16 protein-coding genes are annotated in these 17,706 nt (G+C 39.3%); 8 read left to right on the top strand and 8 right to left on the bottom strand.

Features of this window, described 5'->3' with window-relative positions:
* Position 1: 1 nt before the first annotated feature.
* The 5 genes from HPC41_RS23555 to HPC41_RS23535 form a co-directional block, all read right to left on the bottom strand.
* Positions 2-1,468: a LysM peptidoglycan-binding domain-containing protein gene (locus HPC41_RS23555; protein WP_172396553.1), complete on the bottom strand. Its 1,467-nt coding sequence runs from the start codon at positions 1,466-1,468 to the stop codon at positions 2-4.
* Positions 1,469-1,650: 182 nt separating this feature from the next.
* The gene (gene tatA / locus HPC41_RS23550; RefSeq protein ID WP_108636737.1) at positions 1,651-1,851 is read right to left on the bottom strand and encodes a twin-arginine translocase TatA/TatE family subunit; all 201 of its coding nucleotides are present in this window, start codon (positions 1,849-1,851) and stop codon (positions 1,651-1,653) included.
* 93 nt (positions 1,852-1,944) lie between these two features.
* Positions 1,945-3,255 (bottom strand): murein hydrolase activator EnvC family protein, encoded by a 1,311-nt coding sequence (locus HPC41_RS23545; RefSeq protein WP_172396552.1) that lies wholly within the window; start codon positions 3,253-3,255, stop codon positions 1,945-1,947.
* A 108-nt stretch (positions 3,256-3,363) separates the two neighbouring features.
* The gene (lolB1, locus tag HPC41_RS23540; RefSeq protein ID WP_172396551.1) at positions 3,364-4,167 is read right to left on the bottom strand and encodes a lipoprotein insertase outer membrane protein LolB1; all 804 of its coding nucleotides are present in this window, start codon (positions 4,165-4,167) and stop codon (positions 3,364-3,366) included.
* Positions 4,157-5,878, bottom strand: coding sequence for a tetratricopeptide repeat protein (locus HPC41_RS23535; RefSeq protein ID WP_172396550.1), 1,722 nt, complete (start codon positions 5,876-5,878; stop codon positions 4,157-4,159). Before HPC41_RS23535 ends, lolB1 begins: the two co-directional genes overlap by 11 nt.
* 234 nt (positions 5,879-6,112) lie before the next feature.
* On the opposite strand from HPC41_RS23535, the gene rplM reads away from it, so the two are divergent.
* The 6 genes from rplM (at position 6,113) to HPC41_RS23505 (ending at position 10,965) form a co-directional block, all read left to right on the top strand.
* Positions 6,113-6,556: a 50S ribosomal protein L13 gene (gene rplM, locus HPC41_RS23530; RefSeq protein ID WP_077437655.1), complete on the top strand. Its 444-nt coding sequence runs from the start codon at positions 6,113-6,115 to the stop codon at positions 6,554-6,556.
* 11 nt (positions 6,557-6,567) lie between these two features.
* On the top strand, positions 6,568-6,954 hold the full coding sequence (gene rpsI / locus HPC41_RS23525; protein WP_172396549.1) for a 30S ribosomal protein S9: 387 nt from the start codon (positions 6,568-6,570) through the stop codon (positions 6,952-6,954).
* Between the two features lie 18 nt (positions 6,955-6,972).
* A complete protein-coding gene (gene rpsB / locus HPC41_RS23520) occupies positions 6,973-7,770 on the top strand; it encodes a 30S ribosomal protein S2 (protein WP_104385702.1) in 798 nt (265 codons plus the stop codon).
* Positions 7,771-7,967: 197 nt separating this feature from the next.
* Positions 7,968-8,804 (top strand): translation elongation factor Ts, encoded by an 837-nt coding sequence (tsf, locus tag HPC41_RS23515; RefSeq protein WP_108636732.1) that lies wholly within the window; start codon positions 7,968-7,970, stop codon positions 8,802-8,804.
* Positions 8,805-9,017: 213 nt separating this feature from the next.
* Positions 9,018-9,881 carry an SDR family oxidoreductase gene (locus HPC41_RS23510; RefSeq protein WP_172396801.1) on the top strand — a complete coding sequence of 288 codons (864 nt, stop codon included), beginning with the start codon at positions 9,018-9,020 and terminating at the stop codon, positions 9,879-9,881.
* A 244-nt stretch (positions 9,882-10,125) separates the two neighbouring features.
* Positions 10,126-10,965 carry a helix-turn-helix domain-containing protein gene (locus HPC41_RS23505; protein ID WP_172396547.1) on the top strand — a complete coding sequence of 280 codons (840 nt, stop codon included), beginning with the start codon at positions 10,126-10,128 and terminating at the stop codon, positions 10,963-10,965.
* Here the strand turns inward: HPC41_RS23505 and HPC41_RS23500 are convergent.
* Complete coding sequence (locus HPC41_RS23500) at positions 10,946-11,206, bottom strand: hypothetical protein (RefSeq protein ID WP_172396546.1); 261 nt, start codon at positions 11,204-11,206, stop codon at positions 10,946-10,948. The genes HPC41_RS23505 and HPC41_RS23500 overlap by 20 nt on opposite strands.
* Positions 11,207-11,409: 203 nt before the next feature.
* Here HPC41_RS23500 and HPC41_RS23495 point away from each other — a divergent pair, with 203 nt between their 5' ends.
* Positions 11,410-11,799: a hypothetical protein gene (locus tag HPC41_RS23495; protein ID WP_172396544.1), complete on the top strand. Its 390-nt coding sequence runs from the start codon at positions 11,410-11,412 to the stop codon at positions 11,797-11,799.
* A 142-nt stretch (positions 11,800-11,941) separates the two neighbouring features.
* Here HPC41_RS23495 and HPC41_RS23490 read toward each other — a convergent pair whose 3' ends face one another.
* The gene (locus HPC41_RS23490; RefSeq protein WP_172396543.1) at positions 11,942-13,558 is read right to left on the bottom strand and encodes a RagB/SusD family nutrient uptake outer membrane protein; all 1,617 of its coding nucleotides are present in this window, start codon (positions 13,556-13,558) and stop codon (positions 11,942-11,944) included.
* 11 nt (positions 13,559-13,569) lie between these two features.
* Positions 13,570-16,515, bottom strand: a complete 2,946-nt coding sequence (locus HPC41_RS23485; RefSeq protein WP_172396541.1) for a SusC/RagA family TonB-linked outer membrane protein — start codon at positions 16,513-16,515, stop codon at positions 13,570-13,572.
* Positions 16,516-16,934: 419 nt separating this feature from the next.
* On the opposite strand from HPC41_RS23485, the gene HPC41_RS23480 reads away from it, so the two are divergent.
* Positions 16,935-17,705: an ABC transporter ATP-binding protein gene (locus HPC41_RS23480; RefSeq protein ID WP_172396540.1), complete on the top strand. Its 771-nt coding sequence runs from the start codon at positions 16,935-16,937 to the stop codon at positions 17,703-17,705.
* The last annotated feature ends 1 nt before the right edge of the window (position 17,706 follow it).

Genomic DNA, 17,706 nt, shown 5'->3' with positions numbered 1-17,706 from the left:
GCTACTTCTTTGACACCTTCAGTTTCATTCCGGGTTTGATTCGACTCCCATTTAAATCATTATCTCTTTTTAACCGGCTAACAGATACGCCATTTTTATTGGCAATCTGAGATAGGGTATCCCCCCTTTTAACGACATAATACGCAGTACGAGAAGAAGTACGTTGTTGACTTTTCTTAACCGATTTTTCAGCGTTATGCGCTAATTTTGCATTCACAAAATTATCTTCTTTCTTGATCAATAAAGTTTGTCCCGGTACAATTTGATTTCCGCGAAGACTATTCCATGATTTTATATCCTGAACAGTAACCTCAAATTTTTCGGCTATTGAGGCGAATGTCTCCCCCACTTTCACTTTGTATTTTCCGCCTTTCAAAAGCGCTGCAGGTTCGTTAATAGCAGCGGCACTCATACCTGAAATAGGTACTGGCGTATTAAGTGCAGCATAAAGCTCTTCTGTCGCTATTTTCTTGTCGAAGACAGGCAGCACTAACCTTAACGGACTTTCTTCTCTACCATTTAAAATATTCTTTTTAAAGCTAGGGTTTAGCGCTCTGAGGGTTTCTTTGGATATATCTAACGCATCTGCGATCTGGCCTAACGAAATTCGTTTGCTGATGTCTAAGGCTTGAGTTCGTGGGGGAAACTCTGTCTCAGCAGCCGTAATATTGTTTTCCTCAGCATATTTCATCGCATAGGTCATGGCAATGAATTTTGGGATGTAATTTTGTGTTTGCTGGGTCAAATAAGGGGCAATATCCCAAAACGTAGGCTTCTCTTTCCCTGATCGTTGAATCGCCCGTCCTACAGCTCCTCTCCCACCGTTATAGGAAGCAATTGCTAAAAGCCAATCACCATACTCCTCATAAGCTTCCTTCAGGATTTTAGCTATGGCATAGCTGGAAGCAATCGGATCCATCCGCTGGTCTGTATAGCTATCTACAGTCAAATTGTAGGTCTTCGCTTCATAATACATCAACTGCCATAGTCCTGTGGCGCCTGCACTTGAAATATCCCGCGGATTTAGAGAAGATTCAACTACACTTAAATATTTCAATTCGCGAGGTACACCTACTTCATCTAGAATTCGATCAAACATTGGAAAGTAATATTGTCCAAGTCCCATCATTCTACACATATAAGAATTGTAATTATCAGAGGTGTATTTGGATATAAGCTCTTTTATCCGAGGGGAATAATTTAATGGTACTTCGCGTTCAATTGCCTTGAGTTTTCGAACAAGTTGTATCTCTTCGTCAGTAATCGTTAAATCATCTTGTCGATTATTTCCTAAAGATTTGACGCTATCTAAGTATTGGTAAATCTCCTGTTTTTCTTTTTCAATCCGTTCTTGGATTATGTGATGAGTGGCTTCTTTCATGCCATCTACAGCGCTTTCTTGGGCCATGAGTGGCAGCGCAGAACACAGCCCTCCCAGTATTGAAATTAACGTCTGTTTTCCGATCATAAATTTACTGTTAAATCCAGGTCTGATTCTCTTCTTGAAAAATCAACAATAATCTAAACGCTTAGAAATGGATTTTAGTATAAAAATGGTTTTGGGTCCATTCAGCTATAGGCCCAAAATAAAACAAAATACGATCTTGTTCATCACAAAATCGTATGTATGTTATATGGGAATATTTTCCCTTATTTCGTATTATCTTCTACTTCAGATTTTTTTTCGGGTGAAGATTCATCTTTTTGGCCTTCTTTGAATTCCTTCACTCCCTTACCCAATCCGCGCATCAATTCAGGAATCTTCTTGCCACCAAACAATAGTAACAATATTACTACAATGATGATTAACTCCTGCCCCCCGATTCCCATGATTAATAATGATGTTGACATAACTATAATTTCTTGTTTTTCAATTCTTTTAAACTAAATCTTTTCTCTCTCCTTACAAATGTAAGGATAATTATTAAATATAGTAATTATTTCTTATCTCGCCAACCAGGACATCGGATTCAACGGAGTTGATCCCTGATAAACCGAGAAGTCGACCATAGGTACACCTGTATCTGAATCCACATCCGCCGTACCAATCGTTTGACCTGTACTGACCTTCTGCCCCTTAGAAACACTAACACTACCTAAGTTATTATATACCGTAAAATACTCACCGTGTTTAATCATCACGATACGTTGTCCATACATTGTCAGAACACTACTTACCTCACCTGCGAAAACTGCTTTAACAGCGGCACCGCTAGAGGTTTGTATTTTCACAGATTCGTGATCCCAGTTCACATTTCTACCGACACTTTCTCCACCAAATCCTTGCATAACTTTCGCATTGGAAACCGGCCATGGCAAGCTACCACGATTGGATCTAAAATCATTGGAAAGTTTGATTGCTTCCGGTGTACTGCGCAAAACCTCAGAATCTGATTTACGAACGGTGCTACCCTTAGTACTCGTATTGCCTTTACCTTTGGGAGCATTTGCCGACTCATTAGCTTTCCGATTACGCTCAGCAGCGGCCTCAGCAGCACGGCGGGCAGCTTCTGCACGTCTTCTTTCAGCTTCAATCTCTCTTCTGATAATTTCTTTGATCGCTGCATTGATACGACGCTCTTCTTTTTGCTTCTGCGTGATGTCTTTCTTTACACCACGTTCTGTAACAATAAGTTCGCTCAATTGTCCGGAATAAACAGAGCGTTGTTGAGCGATTGTTCGCTTCTCATTTTCTTGCTCTTTCATTAGTGCCACCTGTTTATTTCGATCGGCCTTCAATTGCGCGATTTTTTGCTCGATCTGTTTCTTTGTATTCTCAATATCAGCAGCCTTTAATTTTCTAGAATCATTAAATTGTTGCAAATATTTTACCCGTCTAAATCCTTGGTTAAAATCCTTGGAAGCGAAAATAAACATCAGTTTATTGTAAGCATTTCGGTTACGAAAAGCAAACATGACCATTTTTTCATAATCACGTTTCATTTTTTCCAATTCTGCTTTCAATTTATTTACAGCAGCAGTATTCGCATTAATGTGCCTGTTGATTACGGCTACTTCAGAAGTAATTGTATTTATCTTTTGTTCACGTAAGTTGATTTGCTTACTCAACGCTGTCACCTGTTGTTGTGTCAACGATTTTTCCTTGGCAATTTCCTTAACAGTTTTCTGCAATTCAGCAATTTCACGATTGAGTTTCTCCCGTTGCTTTTCCAGCTCAGCTCTTGTCTGTGCCGCAGAAATACCAATCATCAAGATGAATGCTATTATACCAAATATCGTTTTCTTAAAGTTCATTTACAGTACTATTTATTTCGTGTTTGCTCCTTTCCCAACCCCATTACATTCATCCACAATAGCAAACTAAATGCGAAAGTAATAAATCTAACGGAAATAGATCACTTCTTATCGGATTACTTTATATCGCGATGATACTGAAAACGGCATTTCAACAGGTTCATTAAACGTAACCTTATTAAAATTAATCTCTGTTTTTATCTCTTGCCGTCCATCGGAAATAATCATTTTTAGCAGCATCGGAAATTCCTGCCCAGAAGCTATTGCATATTCTCCATAATTTGCTTCGAGCAACTGTTTCTTTGACAATTGTGAAAGCCGAAACTGATAAGGTCTATTGTTATTGTTCAATTTATATAAAAAACTAAGCTCATTCAATTTTCCATCCAATTGTACAGAATTTGGATCCTGCTGGAAATTCACCGCATCTATATCCGACAAAAGATTAACGGATAGATTAGCCAATAGTAAATCCTGCAGATTGGAGAAAGTAAGATCTGGGCTTGCAAATCGATAGAGATAATCAAATGGTTTGACCATATACTCGCTTTGCAGCTTATTCAGGATTTGTACGCTATCTGGTGTAATTAAAACCCGAGCGACTTCAATCCCGAGCGTTGCTGAGATTGAAATCCAGATTTTTTTATCTTTTTCAATCCGGATATTAGAGGTAACATCAAAGTTGTCTTTCCCAAGATCAAGACGCATCTTTGCCTTTCCCGAAAATGTCGAGTAATTTAGATTGGTCAAAAAGAGGTTACGTAGTGTCGTCGTCTTCGCTTCACGCGTATTGTCTTTGACGACCAATTCATTTTCTGATTTGAGATCTGCTCCTTTCAGCAGTTTCTTTTTTGAGCTACAGGAAGAAAGCAAAAACGCCAGAACACCTATCCAAACAATTTTATTCCACATAACTTTTAGTCTCAATCTTCTTTTTTAGTTTCTGTTTACTTTCGTCAGAATCCATCCCTTTTTCCAATGCCAGATTCCATTGTTTGACAGCTTCAGTAGTCTTGCCCAACTTCATCAGAATATCGCCATAATGCTCAAGTAATACTGCTGTCTGTGGATTTGTATTTTTCAGGGCCTTTTCGATCCAGATTAACGCATCCTTGTATTTACCATCAGCAAATAAGACCCAAGCATACGTATCTTCAAATGTACCGTTGTTGGGTTGCAATGTTGTAGCCATAGCAGCATACTTTGTCGCCTCATCAAGTCGTTCCTTTCTTAACGATAAATAGTACGCTAAATTGTTCATCGCAGTCACATTTGTACTATCCAATCGAATCGCCTCCATATAAGCTGCGTCCGATTCTTTATACATCTTCAATGTATTGTAGATATCGCCCAGTCCACCATAAATATTGGCTTGCAAAAAAGGTGTTTCATCCTGCGCATTATTTAATGCAGCTTCCATAAACTTACGACTATTCTCTGTATCTTTTTTCATCAGATAAGCCATACTGGTGAAATAAAGTATGGTCGGATTATTGGCCACATAATGTAAGGCCTCAGCGCCATGGGCTATGGCTTGATCAAATTCCCCTTTATCCATATCCAAGCTCATCAACATCCGCCAAGCGTCGATCTGATAGGGATTCATACTCACAGCAACAGCCAACGAGCTTTGCGCCGCCGTCTTATCTTCGTTGAGCCACAACACCTGTCCTTTGGCCATGTGGCTTTCGGCAATTCGCGGATGGACCTCAACTAAGATATTAGCCAGCTCCAAAAGCTGCGCATTTGTGTAGGGATTTTTAGGCCCCAACAAAGTCATGATGATTCTATTTTTATCACCAAAATCAATCTTTTTGGATTGAAAGCCTTTTTTTAGGGCATCGAACGATAATTTGATCTTTTTATCAAAGCGGTACAGATCTGCTAAATCAAAATAAAGAAAATCTTCCTGTGAAGTTTGAATTCCTTTATTGAGATACTCCAAGGCAAGTTTTGAGTTTTTGGAAAGGTTATAAGCTTGCGCCAATTGCCCATACACTTGAGCCAATTTGGTTCCATTGTCTGCCCAAGGTTTCAAGAGGTCGATTACCGCCTTATGATTACCAGCATCGTTCAACAGCACACTACCCACCATATCCAATGTATCGGAAGCAGATTCAATCTCCTTTGTTTTATAAAAATACTCCAACGCCACGTCCTTATGACCTCCGTTAAAAAGTAACATAATTCGTTCACGCTTTAATGAAGCCGTATTATTATCATCTAAATCAATCAATTTATCTAAATAAATCAAAGCACTATCAGCATCGTTTTTGCTTTTGAACGCATCGACAGCAAAGCTTAGGTACTCAGGTTTCGGATCAATTTCCAAAGCGGCTTTTATAGCTTCTATCGCAGCATTTTGATTTCTCATTTGGGCAAAAAGGATAGCCTTTGTAAAATAGATATCATCCGCTTGAGGGTAATCTGCAAGTATGGCATCTAACGAATCTACACCGGGACCAATCTTGCCCTGTTTCAGTATTTCTTGTACATTTTTGAGTCGCGTATCATAAGGTCTACTCTTCTTTTCCAACGATTGGGCCTGCAAGAGGCTAAGAGTAGTAAGGAATAAACCAACAAAAATTAAAACAACTCGTTTATCTAAAAAATTCAATCTCATCTACTTCCACTAAATAATTAAAAATTCTCCTTGCAATATACTAACTAATGTAACAATATTCATTCGAGTAAGTTGTAAAAATATTGAGATTGGTCCAGTCTATCGGAAACTTAGCTCGTTTTCAATAAAATAAGCAAAATAGATTTTAAAATATAGAATAATAGATGTACCTTTGCAGACCCTTGTGATAAGGGGAAGAAATAAAATTTTAACAAATTATTTAAACAAAAGCAAGTGAATACGTTAAGTTACAAAACTGTCTCTGCCAACAAGAACACCGTTAACAAAGAGTGGATCGTTGTTGACGCTGAAGGAGAGATTTTGGGGCGTTTGGCGAGCAATATCGCGAAAGTAATTCGTGGTAAACACAAGCCTACATTCACCCCACACGTAGACTGTGGAGATAACGTTATTGTTATCAATGCAGACAAAATTAGATTGACAGGAAACAAATTAGGCGACAAAGTTTACGTACGCTACACTGGATATCCAGGTGGTCAACGTTTCGTTTCCCCTAAAGAGTTAATGGCTAAATTCCCTGAACGCATCATTGAGAAAGCTGTTCGTGGTATGCTTCCTAAAAACCGTTTAGGTCGTCAATTGTTTAAGAACCTTTACGTTTATGCTGGTACTGAACACAAGCATGAAGCACAAAATCCAAAACCAGTTAAATTTTAAGGAGAATCGACATGTCAACAACTAACACTTCAGGAAGAAGAAAAACTGCTGTTGCCCGCATTTACTTAACTGCTGGTAGCGGAAACATTGTTATAAACGGTAAAGACTACAAAGAGTATTTCCCAACATTACCTTTGCAATACATCGCTACACAATCATTAAGCGTAGCTGGTGAATTAGCAAACTTTGATGTAAAAGTAAACGTTAACGGAGGTGGTATTAAAGGTCAAGCAGAAGCTGTTCGCTTAGCGATCTCAAAAGCTTTGATTGAGCTTAACCCAGAAGTTAAACCTGCATTACGCGCTAAAGGTTTAGTAACACGTGATGACCGTATGGTTGAGCGTAAGAAACCAGGACGTCGTAAAGCTCGTAGAAGATTCCAATTCAGTAAACGTTAATCAAAGGAGGATCAAAAAATGGCAAGAACTACTTATCAAGATTTATTGGATGCAGGTGTGCACTTTGGTCACCTTACACGTAAATGGGATCCGAAAATGGCTAAGTACATTTTCATGGAGCGCAACGGTATCCACATCATTGACTTGAACAAAACTCTTACGAAATTAGAAGAGGCTGCTTCAGCTATCAAACAAATCGTAAAATCAGGTCGTAAAGTTTTATTCGTAGCAACGAAAAAACAAGCTAAAGAAATCATCGCACAGCAAGCTAAAGAGGTTAATATGCCTTTCGTTACTGAGCGTTGGTTAGGTGGTATGCTTACTAACTTCGCTACAGTTCGTAAGTCTATCAAAAAAATGTCTAACATCGACAAAATGCAAAAAGACGGTACTTACGATGTATTGTCTAAGAAAGAAAAGTTGATGATTCAACGTGAGCGTATCAAATTAGAAAACCTTTTAGGAGGTATTGCTGATTTGAATCGTTTACCAGCCGCTTTATTTATCATCGATGTGAAAAAAGAACACATCGCTGTTTCTGAAGCAATGAAATTGAACATCCCTACTTTCGCGATGGTAGATACAAACTCTGATCCTTCAAACATTGATTTCCCAATCCCTGCGAATGATGACGCTAGTAAATCTATTAGCTTAATCGCAAGCATCATTGGTCAAGCAATCCAAGAAGGTTTGGACGAGCGCAAACGCGACAAAGAAGAAGAAGCTGAAAAAGATGCCGCTGCTGCTAAAGCAAAGGTTGACAATAGTGAAGCTTCAGAAGCTAAACGTCCTCGCAAAGCGAAAGACGGAGAATAATATTTTTATTCCAAACCGGATAGCGTAGCGTTAGTTTCTGGAAAAGATTACTTTTCTTGAACTAGCCTATCTGTCCGGTTTTTTGGTTTAACAACACTTGATGATCAAGGAATGTTAAACTTCATATTAGCTTAACATGCTTTAAGTTAATATTGTATAATATTTTCAGTAGTAAACAATAATAAAAAGAAATAAACATGTCAGTACAAATTTCTGCATCAGATGTAAACAAATTGCGTCAACAAACTGGCGCTGGTATGATGGATTGTAAAAAAGCTTTGGTTGAGTCTAATGGTGACTTTGAAGCTGCTGTAGATTACTTGCGCAAAAAAGGTGCTAAGGTAGCTGCTAGCCGTCAAGATCGCGACTCTAACGAAGGCGTTATCATCGCTAAAGCAACTGCTGATGGTAAATCAGGTATCGTAGTTGAAGTAAACTGTGAAACTGACTTCGTGGCTAAAAACTCAGATTTCGTAGCTTTCGCAGAAAAAATCGCAGACCTAGCATTAAACAACAAACCAGCTTCTTTGGAAGAATTAAAAGGTTTGGAACTTGATGGCAAGAAAATCGCTGATGCTTTGATCGAGCAAACTGGTGTAATCGGAGAGAAAATTGACGTATCTAAATACGAAACAATCTCTGCTGAGAAAGTAATCGCTTATATCCACGGTAACTACCGTTTAGGTGTATTGGTAGGTCTTTCTGCTGATGCAGCTGGTGCTGAAGAAGCTGGTAAAGACGTTGCAATGCAAATCGCAGCGATGAACCCTATCGCAATCGATAAAGATGGTGTTGATCAAAACACGATCGAGCGTGAAATTGCCATCGCAAAAGAGCAAATCATTGCTGAAGGCAAGCCAGCGGATATGGCTGAGAAAATCGCTCAAGGTAAATTGAACAAATTCTTCAAAGATACTACGTTATTGAACCAAGAATTTGTAAAAGATTCCTCAAAAAATATCGCTCAATTCTTAGATTCAGTTTCTAAAGGATTAACAGTAACTGCTTTCAAACGCGTACAATTAGGCGCATAAGCATATTTCCCTTCTAGCCATAGATCGGAAAAATAAAACAGGGACTTTTGTAAAAATAGTCCCTGTTTTTTTATTTATATGCGGTCGGCCTTAGTACCTATTCCTTATGTTTAGCATAAGTGCTTCGACCAATTCCCCACTTTTTACTACTGCTTTTATTTTCATTAAATTTATGTAACTTAAATCATACAAAAAAGGAAACAAGATATGGGCATGCTAAAAGAAGATTCATTAAAAGGCAAACGTATTTTAATTACAGGTGGTGGCACCGGGTTAGGAAAAGCGATGACGGACTATTTTTTGGAATTAGGTGCCTCTTGCCTGATCAGCAGCCGAAAGGACGATGTGATTCAACATACAGCACAGGAATTATCCGACAAGCATCAAGGGAAATGTTTTGCCATCGCAGGGGATGTACGTAATTATGAAGATGTAGAGCGTGTAGTTGCTTATGGGTATGAGCAATTGGGAGGAATAGACATATTAATTAACAACGCTGCGGGAAATTTTATATCTCCCACCGAACGCCTGAGTCATCGTGCTTTTGAGTCCGTTATTGGAATCGTTCTTCAAGGTAGTATTAATTACACATTAGCGTTGGGTAAGCGCTGGATTGAAAATAAAGACCAAAACAAAACGGTATTAAGTATCGTAACTACCTACGCCTGGACAGGTTCAGGATACGTAGTTCCTTCGGCTACCGCCAAGGCCGGTGTATTGGCTATGACAAGATCTCTTGCTGTAGAGTGGGGCAAGAAAGGAATACGTTTAAATGCTATTGCCCCGGGGCCTTTCCAGACTTCAGGTGCAATGGAACGCCTACTCCCAGGTGAATTGGGCGAACTTCTATCGCCCACCAAGCGGATCCCTTTGGGACGCCTAGGTAAATTAGACGAACTTGCAAATCTCGCCGCTTATCTAGTATCCGACTATTCGAGTTACATCAATGGTGATGTGATAACAATAGATGGTGGAGAATGGTTAAAGGGTGCTGGCGAATTTAATGGCCTGGACATTATTCCCGAAGAACAATGGGACAACATTGAGAAACTGACACGAAACGCAAAAAGTACTTAATGACATTCCCAATTCATAAATATCCATTGTTTTTCCTAAGAATCGAAAGATACAAACCAAAATAACGATATTTGGCCTTTCGATCAGCTGAATATCAAGGTACGGCTCGCAACTTTTAGACAGCAAATATTATTTACGAACCGTATACCAATCAAGGTGTTCACGACATCATTGTTATCTTTTAAATAAAGAGAACCACGGTGCTAATTGATCAATAGTCCATAAATAAAATTTACGCACGCATATGAATTTATCCTTCCTCCCTGAAAAAATCAAACATAAACAAAAAATTAATCTTCGTGGACTAGGTTTTGATTTTGCCCTGGCTTATATCGCAGAAGGCGTGCTAGTATCGAAAAATAGCGGCGCTAAATTTCTGAAAGAAAATTTACTGTTCCTGAATACCGCCTCAGAAATACTTGAAACTAAGAAAGATTCCAGTGTCTATATGTTATATTTTTCAAGCCATTACTTTAAAGATCTGCATCATATACAGCAAAATTTCTGTCTTTGCTACAATCCACAGGAGATTTTTAATTCGGAAACACTGCAAAATAAAAGTCTATCCCTAAAAAAAGACAACCGGAAATTAATAGAAAAAGTGTTCTCGTTGATTTATCAGCAGGGAGAATCTGAGGATGTAGCAAGCTCCACGTTTATCTTCCACCAAGTGATGTCGTTGTTCGCGATCATCGAAAATATATTAAAGGAACTGAACCTCCCAATCAGTGAGTCTCGCGAAATGGACAAGGAAATAGAGTCCTATATCCAGCAAAATATCTATTTCCCCGAAAAACTACAGATTAAAAATATTGCAGATCAATTTCAGATTTCAGCAAATTATTTCGGCGCATTTTTTAAGAAGAAATATCAGAAAAGTTATAAATTGTATATAGATGATATCCGCATTCAACGTATTGAAGAAAGGCTCGCCTCTAGCCAGTACACGATGAAACAGATCGTGGATGAACTAGGTTTTAATGACGAAAGCCACCTGACCAACTTTTATAAGAAGAAAAGGCATACTACGCCAAGTGCTTACAAAAAATCCAAAAAATATTTGGTCAATGATCAAGCTGAATGACTCCGTTGAGGTCATTATTTAATGAACGTTGGATTGCTTCGTCCAGAATCAATATCTTTTGTCCCTGAACTATGTTCTCTTTTGTACGATCCACCTTAGCTTGCTCAGAATTGAGCGACTCCAATTTCATAGGGAAATAAATAGGGTTCTCATCCTCTGCTCCCGCTATCGTCAATAAGATATTATACCCTTGTAGACGCAGGCTCTGTAATGTCTGATAATTTAAACGCTTGAAAATCATAGTGGTCAAGATTTACTATTGTTAATTAAACAAAACTACTTCCAATTTGTTTGCAGTATCAGTGTTGATTTATGCTTATATGACAAGCTATTTAAAAGGGAGCTCCTATTATTAAAAAATAAATTCCTCCGCTATTGTAGCATTAAATTTTAAAACCTTTTCCCATTCCACCTGTTCTATTACTATAGATAAATCATAATATTATGGCTAGCACAGAACATAAAAAGACGAAGGGTAAAGTTGAATCCGACGCCCCTGATTCAGAACAGAATCTAGCTTACAACGAAGAGCTGGACAGCTATGAGTTAGACGTTGAGGACAATGACCCAGGCTATGATCATCCGGCAAATTATGATACGCTATCTGAAGGAGCTGTCGACGATGATTCCACTTATGATGACTCAAACCCTTTCGTCGGTGATGAATATGCCGACCGGGATGAGTTAGAAGAAGAAGATCTGGAAGATGCAAGTATGCGCATCGAAACTTTCAAACATGATCGTTTATCGCCATTGGATAAGAAGTTGGCTGAGAATGAGGAAGATTTGCGAGATGATCTTGATGAAGAAGGATATCCAAAGAATGATAGGTAGTTTTTCGATTATAAAGTAGTTGTGAAAGGAGTCTTCGGACTCCTTTTTATTGGAAGCAGTCCCCTATATCTTTTTGCAAAACATAGGAGACGCATATTTAACACTTATATCCTATCACTAAATTATTGGATCAGCCGATCGATCAATAACCAGGATTTTGTTTGAGGTTCGGGTTTTTATTCCTTTCATCATTTGGAATAGGAAATAATATTCGTGTTTGCGCATTTTCATGCGGTCGGTGGTTAAACCATGATTTTTTTTGAAATACATTAAAACGGATAATATCTTGACGCCTACGTGCTTCGGCAGCAAACTCCCACCCTAGCTCATCTAAAAACCGTCCAAATTTAATATCTGCACCGCCATTTTCCCCTTTGATGGTTCCGTCCTTTTCCTGCCATCCATAATTATAAACACTACCTTTCAACAGGTCAATTCCAGTCACTATAGCTTTCTCTGGGTTTGATTTAAAAGAGCGTGCTCTTACTTCAGAAACTAGCAAGGCGGCTTCATTCTCCCGGCCCAACCGCAGCAAAGCCTCAGCTTTCATCATCAGCACATCCGCATATCGAAACATCGGATAATCATTATCCAGATTGCTTGTTGCACCTTTTTTTATAGCATATTTTCCAATTCTGAATCCGGCATTATCAGATGCAATAGTACCGTCACCACCTATTCCAGGAACCTCTTTTACATAGTTAATGACTTCTACACCAGTCGTAGCATTGTATTGTGCCCCTTGCACCCAGCTATCATAAAAGCGTTGATCGTCAGGATCATAGGTATCGATAAACTGTGGCACAGCACAGTTTCCTCCCCATGGACCAGCCGACATACTGTATACCAGCCGGCTCAGGGGCGACAGCGTTTTCATATGCAATTGATTTCCATGGCCATACACTTCGTCATATGGAACGGAGAAAATAATTTCCGGCGAGCTCTCGTTTACTGCAGAAAATATGTTTTTATATTCATTATCGAGGCGGAAAGCATTTGACTGTATAATTTCATCCGTTACGGCAATAACTTTATCCCATTGTGCTATTCCAGTATATACCTCTGCATTTAGATAAACCTTGGCGAGCAATGTTTTTGCAGCCCACACATTCATCCGCCCATACATTGGTGCGACGTCATGTGATAGCAATGGAATAATTTCATCAAGTTCTTTCACTACAAAATCATATACTTCTTTTCTTGTTTTCTGATTCGGCAATGCCACATTTCTATAGTCCGTTACAATGGGTACATTACCATGATTATCCAGTAATAGATAATAAGCTAAGGCTCTTGCGGCCCGCAACTCTGCTATTGCAGCTTGAGCGACCTCATCAGGTAGAGGAAGCGATTTTTCTTCGATCTGCATAATTACCATATTAGCTTTGGTGATACTTGAATATGCCTGTTGCCAAGTATTATAAGGCTGCCACTGGACAGCGTTCCAGGTGTGTTGATGCATGCGTCTATAAGTTCCACCATCATCCCAGCCATTGGGGCGCACCGGGGTAATAATATGGTCTGCAGACTCTTCCTGCAAGTCAAAATATCCTTGCCATCCAAACATCAACGAGCGGAAAGATGCATAAACGGGAGATACAATAAATGGAAGATCGCGTTCGGAAGGCTTAAAATCTTTCTCCAAAACCTCTGAAAACACCTCTTCATCCAGCTTGGTGCATGATTGGAACGATAGAAGTCCGAGCACTCCCGCACCACATAACAATGCGTTATATATATATTTATATCTTCTTATCATAATAAACGTTTTTAAAATGTAACATTTAGGCCCATGGTGAATGTACGTGTCGTAGGATAACGATCCCTATGCTCGATCCCCGGTGCAAAAGTAAAATCACCACGGTAACTAGCCGCCTCTGGATCCAAACCTTTATAACCAGTGATAGTCAACAAATTGAGTCCCGATGCATAGACACGAAATTTTTGAATTCCTTTTATGGTATTGGGTTTGAAAGTATAGCCCAAGGTCACATTGTCCAACTTCATAAAGTCTGCATTTTCTATATAATGTGATACATAAACGAGGTCATTTGTCAACGTCTTGCCATATACGGGATCATAAGCTGTTTTGAGTACATTATAGGCTTTATTTATCGGGTTCTCATAATACATCCTAGACATGTTAAGAACCTGATGTCCAAATGATCCTCGGAAGCTGAAACTAAAATCGACCTGTTTATAATTAAAATTATTATTCCAACCTACGTTTACATCCGGTATACCATTTCCATAATACTGCCGATCATCTAATGTCGCTTCGCTAATAGGGATAGTTTTCCCTTCTTGGTTTTCTACAAGCCACTTACCATTGTCATCCACGCCAACTGTTTTCCACACATAAAAATCACCAACAGGTCGTCCCACCTCCACCCTATGCGTGGACATTTGTATAGGTTCACCAGTATATCCGGCTTCAAAGAATGGAACGGTAACATCAAATTGCTTGTTAGAAAGGTTAATCAGCTTATTTTTATTTGTAGCTACCGTCAGCCCTGTCTTCCATTTAAAGTCACCTTTCCGAAGCGCATTTACATTCACCAACGCTTCGAATCCCATATTGCTCATCTCACCAGCATTTAGCATCATGCTTGAATATAGATAAGGCGGCGACGGTACATTAAACTGATACAGCAAATCTTTTACCCGACGAGTATAATAATCAAACGATCCATAAACCCGATTATCAAAAAGGCTGAAATCCAATCCTACATTATATTCATTCTTCCTCTCCCAGCGTAAATCCGGATTGAAGTTACGCGTGGGAACAAAACCCGGCACCCATCTTCCATTGATGTACGCTCCTTGTACCCGCTCAAAGTTGTAGCTTGTCTGCGACATATAGGAAGCCGATGCAATGGTACCTGTAACACCAAACCCTGCTCTTAACTTCAATTGATTGAAGGCTGTGATGTCCTTCACAAAATCTTCTTTTGCGATATCCCAACCCAGCGAAATAGCGGGAAAACTTCCCCATTTATTATTCGCGCCGAAAGTCGATGAACCTTCTCTACGTATACTAGCCAAAACCATATACTTTTCTTTATAATTATATGATAACCGAGCAAAGAATCCGATGAGCTTCCGATTTTCCTTATAACTTGTCATTTCGGCCAAACCCCGCTGAAGAGCCATGCCCGCTTCAAGCTTATTATACGTGTAGTCATCTGTTGGAAAATCAAAATTGTACGCGTAAAATTGGTCAAAAGTATCATCCTGCCAGCTATATCCACCTAATACATCAATTTTGTGATTATCGAAAGTAGCCGTATAATTAGCGGTAAGCTCCGTGAGGTTTTGTACTGATGACCGTGTATTCCGTGAAGCCGTACCATTTAGATTATTCTTAGTCGTGTTTATGTGATCAAAGGTCGTTGCATTGCCAGATAGATCGTTATTCTGCACCCGCGATAGCAACATTTTCAAACTTAGCCCCTTAATAGGTCGGTAATCCAACGATCCGCTCAAACGAGTTTCCCTAAATATGTTATCGTCAATGGTCTCGTAAATCATGCCTAAAGGATTGTCATAAAAGTATGCATCGCGCTCCTGCCATTTTCCGTTCTCGTTATAAATTTGGTCCGTCGGGTTTCGGATAATTGCCTGCCTCCACATATATGGCGAAGATCCGCCATTATTACTTTTCGTATTGCGACTTATGAGTTGTACATTCGTCTTTAGCTTACCATCAAACATATCATGGTTAAGGTTGGCCCGGATATTCAGCCGCTCTTGTCCGCTTTTTAAGAATATCCCCTCCCAGTTCCGATAGTTAATTGATCCTGTAAAATTTGTGCGCGAATTTCCACCAAATAAAGAGATATTATGATTGTGACTTAGCGGGTTACGAGTCACCTCATCCACCCAATCGGTTTCGCTTCCCAAATCTTGATAGGGAATCCCATCAGCAATCAATCGGCGATAATCACCCGCCCCCATCATTTCTGGTTTCCTAAACAAGGTCTGTAGGCTTGCATACCCGTTGTATTCTATCGTAGTACGGCTTTCAGTAGCAGTATTCCGTCTGGTAGTGACCAAAATAACACCTGCTGTCGCTCGTGTTCCATAGATTGCCGCTGCAGAACCGTCTTTTAATACATCGACAGATTCGATATCTTCAGGGGCCACTGTACTCAAATCACCGGGAATACCGTCAATTATCACTAATGGATCTTGCGATCCGTTGATGGAGTTTAATCCCCGAAGGCTCACTTGCGTTGATTCACCGGGATCACCGCTCGGTGTACTGATCCGCAGCCCCGCGACCTTACCTTGTATTAACTGACCGGCGTCCTTGACTGCCCCTTTTGTAAAATCCTCAGACTTCACACTCGCAATTGAGCTCGTAACCTCCCCTTTCTTCTGTGTGCCATATCCCACAACCACTACTTCATCCAGGGCTTCCGATGATTGCTGTAAATGGATATCTAGTGAGACCTGTCCATTTAAAACAACTCGATAAGTTACATAACCTAAAGATGAAACATGGAGAGCATCCCCTTTTTTGTACGAAAGGGAGAACGTACCGCCCGGTCCTGATGAAGACTTTTCTTTTCTCCCTTCCAACGATAAAGTAGCGCCGACAATAGCCTCGCCTGTGGGACCGCTCACCCGGCCTTTTAAAACCAGACTCTCTTGGGCAAAGAGCGAAAGGCTTATGTTGCACCACAATAGAAGTAGCATAATGACTCTCTTCATAATTTATTTATATTAATAGTTTATAATGAAAACTAAATTAAAAAAGAATAAATGTCAAAAACACATATATATTAACCGAATACAACTAGATTTTAACTTCAATAAGGATTCGTACATCTTTCGTATCCGTGTTATTTATGCCATTAATACCCTTGACATAATGTTAATCACGGAAAGAGTTCAGTACGGAAAGAATTTAGTCGAACCACAGCTTATTCTGATCAACCTATACGAGCATTCATTCGGAAGCGAAAGAATCCGAAACTTCCTTCTGTAGGATAGCGTCAGCCGGTCTTGAAACGTAAAGAAGATTATTTTAACATAAGGAAATACTTAACTTCGCTATAACGGATTTTCAATGAGAAAAGCGTGTACAACTCTATATTTTTCTGTAAGTTTATGCATAAGCTTTAGATTATATGGAAAATCAGTCACCTCTTATTCGCATCATTGACCTAAAAAAATCATACGGAACAAAAGAAATTTTAAAAGGGATCAATCTGGATATATTTCCGGGCCAGGTCATCGGCTATATAGGCCCCAATGGAGCAGGAAAATCTACTACAGTCAAAATATTAACGGGATTGATTGAGGACTTCACTGGCCAAGTTGAAATCAATGGCATTGATATTCAAAAAGATCCCCTTTCGATAAAATCCCAGCTCGGATACGTTCCTGAAAATGCGGAGCTCTATGATGTATTGACTCCTATGGAATACCTTGATTTTGTTGGAAAATTATATGGAATGGATGATCATACGCTTCAAGAACGTTCCTTAAAATTATTAAACGCATTCGGTCTTGCCGCAAACGTTAATAATAGAATGGATACTTTTTCAAAAGGTATGCGCCAAAAAGTGCTCCTGATCGCTGGTATTATCCATAACCCGCAGATCATCATTCTGGATGAGCCCCTCTCGGGACTGGATGCCAATGCCGTGATTTTTGTTAAGGAACTCATATCACTGCTTGCCAAAGAAGGTAAAACTATCTTTTACTGCTCCCACATGATGGATGTCGTTGAAAAAGTTTCCGACAGAATCTTATTGATTAATCAAGGAAGTATCATTGCCGATGGCACCATTAATGAGTTGAAGTCGAATCCCAATGAATCACTCGAACATATATTCGCAAAATTAACCAATACCGATGCACTTGATGCATCCAATATTATTACTGCTATTCAATAAT

It is taken from the genome of Sphingobacterium prati, assembly GCF_013167215.1.
Taxonomy (GTDB): domain Bacteria; phylum Bacteroidota; class Bacteroidia; order Sphingobacteriales; family Sphingobacteriaceae; genus Sphingobacterium; species Sphingobacterium prati.
Note: the sequence above shows the minus strand (reverse complement) of the source record. Positions and strands in the feature narration are given on the sequence as shown.

Excerpts from the sequence above, each read along its gene's own strand:
- HPC41_RS23555 (WP_172396553.1), bottom strand. The coding sequence starts at position 1,468 with ATGATCGGAAAACAGACGTTAATTTCAATACTGGGAGGGCTGTGTTCT.
- tatA (WP_108636737.1), bottom strand. The coding sequence starts at position 1,851 with ATGTCAACATCATTATTAATCATGGGAATCGGGGGGCAGGAGTTAATC.
- HPC41_RS23545 (WP_172396552.1), bottom strand. The coding sequence starts at position 3,255 with ATGAACTTTAAGAAAACGATATTTGGTATAATAGCATTCATCTTGATG.
- lolB1 (WP_172396551.1), bottom strand. The coding sequence starts at position 4,167 with ATGTGGAATAAAATTGTTTGGATAGGTGTTCTGGCGTTTTTGCTTTCT.
- HPC41_RS23535 (WP_172396550.1), bottom strand. The coding sequence starts at position 5,878 with ATGAGATTGAATTTTTTAGATAAACGAGTTGTTTTAATTTTTGTTGGT.
- rpsI (WP_172396549.1), top strand. The coding sequence starts at position 6,568 with ATGTCAACAACTAACACTTCAGGAAGAAGAAAAACTGCTGTTGCCCGC.
- rpsB (WP_104385702.1), top strand. The coding sequence starts at position 6,973 with ATGGCAAGAACTACTTATCAAGATTTATTGGATGCAGGTGTGCACTTT.
- tsf (WP_108636732.1), top strand. The coding sequence starts at position 7,968 with ATGTCAGTACAAATTTCTGCATCAGATGTAAACAAATTGCGTCAACAA.
- HPC41_RS23510 (WP_172396801.1), top strand. The coding sequence starts at position 9,018 with ATGCTAAAAGAAGATTCATTAAAAGGCAAACGTATTTTAATTACAGGT.
- HPC41_RS23505 (WP_172396547.1), top strand. The coding sequence starts at position 10,126 with ATGAATTTATCCTTCCTCCCTGAAAAAATCAAACATAAACAAAAAATT.
- HPC41_RS23500 (WP_172396546.1), bottom strand. The coding sequence starts at position 11,206 with ATGATTTTCAAGCGTTTAAATTATCAGACATTACAGAGCCTGCGTCTA.
- HPC41_RS23495 (WP_172396544.1), top strand. The coding sequence starts at position 11,410 with ATGGCTAGCACAGAACATAAAAAGACGAAGGGTAAAGTTGAATCCGAC.
- HPC41_RS23490 (WP_172396543.1), bottom strand. The coding sequence starts at position 13,558 with ATGATAAGAAGATATAAATATATATATAACGCATTGTTATGTGGTGCG.
- HPC41_RS23485 (WP_172396541.1), bottom strand. The coding sequence starts at position 16,515 with ATGAAGAGAGTCATTATGCTACTTCTATTGTGGTGCAACATAAGCCTT.
- HPC41_RS23480 (WP_172396540.1), top strand. The coding sequence starts at position 16,935 with ATGGAAAATCAGTCACCTCTTATTCGCATCATTGACCTAAAAAAATCA.